We start from the raw sequence: 1,952 nt of genomic DNA on the forward strand, positions 1-1,952 counted from the left end.
TTGTTTTTGGTGACGTGCTCGCTACCTCTGCCAGTTCCTGCTGCGTTATCAAGTATCCGAGTTCGTGTCCCGCCCTGTAGAGGCAGGCCGCAGCGAATCCGTGTGGCTGGCACCCGATCGTTATCCCCGCGTCCTCTGCAAGTGCCGCTAGCTCGAGTGCCCGATGCTGGACATCGTTCGAAACCCCCAATTCGGCTGTGAGTCGTGGGAGAACATTCTGGGGACGTGGCACTGCAGTGGGTAGCTCGAGTTCGGTGTTCATCACCGAATACGCACACTCGAGCTGTGATCGTGAGCACGTTGCCACCTGACTGATCTCCTCAAGGGTACGCCCGAGTCCATTACAGCGGCTCACTGCATACACGCTGGCTGCTGCGACTCCCTCAAGTGATCGGCCACGACAGAGGTCTTCCTTCTGAGCGCGTCGAAAGAGCGAACACGCCTGTTCCCGCAGTGAGTCAGATAACCCGAGCGCGCTCACGAGACGGCGAACTTCACCGAGGCCAGTCGCCAGATTCCGCTCACGCTTCGAACGCCACTGGCTCCGTCGATGTTCGCGTCGAAGGCGATTGAGCTGACGGCGTTTTCGCCCCGAGAGTGTGTTCCCCTGTCCATCTCTGTCTCTGCCGATCTCGGTCGACAGTCCGCGATCGTGTCGCCCTGCAGTGAGTGGGGCACCCGTTCGACGCTGGCTCGAGTCTTCATCCGAGGCGAACCATCCGGGACCGTGGTCAATCTGGTTTTCGTCGACGATCAAGCCACACTCTCGACAGTGCGTTTCGCGGTTCGCTGTGATGAGTGTGCCACTGCACTCGGGACACGCCAATGTCGATTGCGACTGTTGCGATGCATCTCGAGTAGAGCGACTGCTGACGGTCTGATCTGTAGCCATCATGTCTCCGACGAGGCACCTGACTGGTCGCCCCGTCACTCCTCCTCGGGGTAACAAACCGCCTTGAGGGTACTACTGATGTGACTGTTTGCGGAACCCACTTGAAGGCAAAACTCAGGCTGTAGCTGGTTCGTCTATCCAATAACTGAAGCAGATGAATTGAATCCAATGGGGGTATGATCATCCCCACTCAACAGCGTGGACGGCACTGGGGAGTTCTCCTAATCGTTGTTCGATAACATCGAGTGGATGTGAGTCGATGAACCGGGCTGGCTGATGATCAATAGCTGAGGATCCCTTATTTACTTGTAAATGAACTTGTCCGAGATCGGTGTGCATATCGTCTTGGTGCCAGCCAACTAGCAGACTTCGGTCGGGCTCGATCCAATTGAACCAGTAGTGCTCATATGGATCACTTGTCTGGATCTGAAATCCGATTTCGATTCGAGCCGTCGTTGTAGGGTACGTCTCGTCGTCGAGGAATTGACGTGGGTCCACCTCTCCGACAACCCGATATGGACCTGCCTCGCGTGGCTCGGCACGCCGCCGTCGAACGTTGTCGAATTCGGGGGTGAGTCGATTCTGGATACGATCGTGCAGGCGCTTGCTCTGCAAGTTAGCCCGGTTAGCAAGAAAAACGACCATTAGACAAATGTCGAATGAGAGCCACTTTCAGGTGAGGAAAGGCCAACAACGTCATCGTATAACTGGAGAGCGTGCTTCACGAGCCTGAGTTCCGTGTTGATTGCCTCCCAGGTTTCGACGACATTGCGACGCTCACGAAGCTCCGCAGCCGATAGATCTTCCCCAGCGAGTTGTTCCCGAAACTCTGTGAGTGAACTGACGTCGTATTCTGCAGCCAACTCCTCTTGTTCCGTCTTCAACTCTGTAAGCTGGCTCTCGAGCTCGTCGCGCGAATACTCATCGATCAGGTCAGTCACTTCGTCGAAGAGCATTCGAACAGGGTTCAAGTCGTACGCTTTCGTCCCATCAATCGTCGTTTCTCTGACCCAGTCGTCACTCTGCAGTCGCTGGAGTTCATCATCCGCTGTCGTGCGAG

Annotated in this window: 2 protein-coding genes and 1 pseudogene; all 3 read right to left on the minus strand. The window is 55.9% G+C overall.

Annotated features, from left to right (window positions below; all coding sequences use genetic code 11):
- The coding region (locus tag ATJ93_RS24630) for a transcription initiation factor IIB (protein ID WP_147376676.1) at nucleotides 1–892 on the minus strand (892 nt) is incomplete at its 3' end.
- A 134-nt stretch (nucleotides 893–1,026) separates the two neighbouring features.
- Nucleotides 1,027–1,537 (minus strand): annotated as a pseudogene (locus ATJ93_RS24635) (hypothetical protein).
- On the minus strand, nucleotides 1,537–1,952 hold a 416-nt coding region (locus ATJ93_RS22055; RefSeq protein WP_245977804.1), incomplete at its 5' end, for a DUF7342 family protein. The pseudogene ATJ93_RS24635 and the gene ATJ93_RS22055, both read right to left, overlap by 1 nt.

Origin of the sequence: Halopiger aswanensis, from assembly GCF_003610195.1 — an archaeon.
Taxonomy (GTDB): domain Archaea; phylum Halobacteriota; class Halobacteria; order Halobacteriales; family Natrialbaceae; genus Halopiger; species Halopiger aswanensis.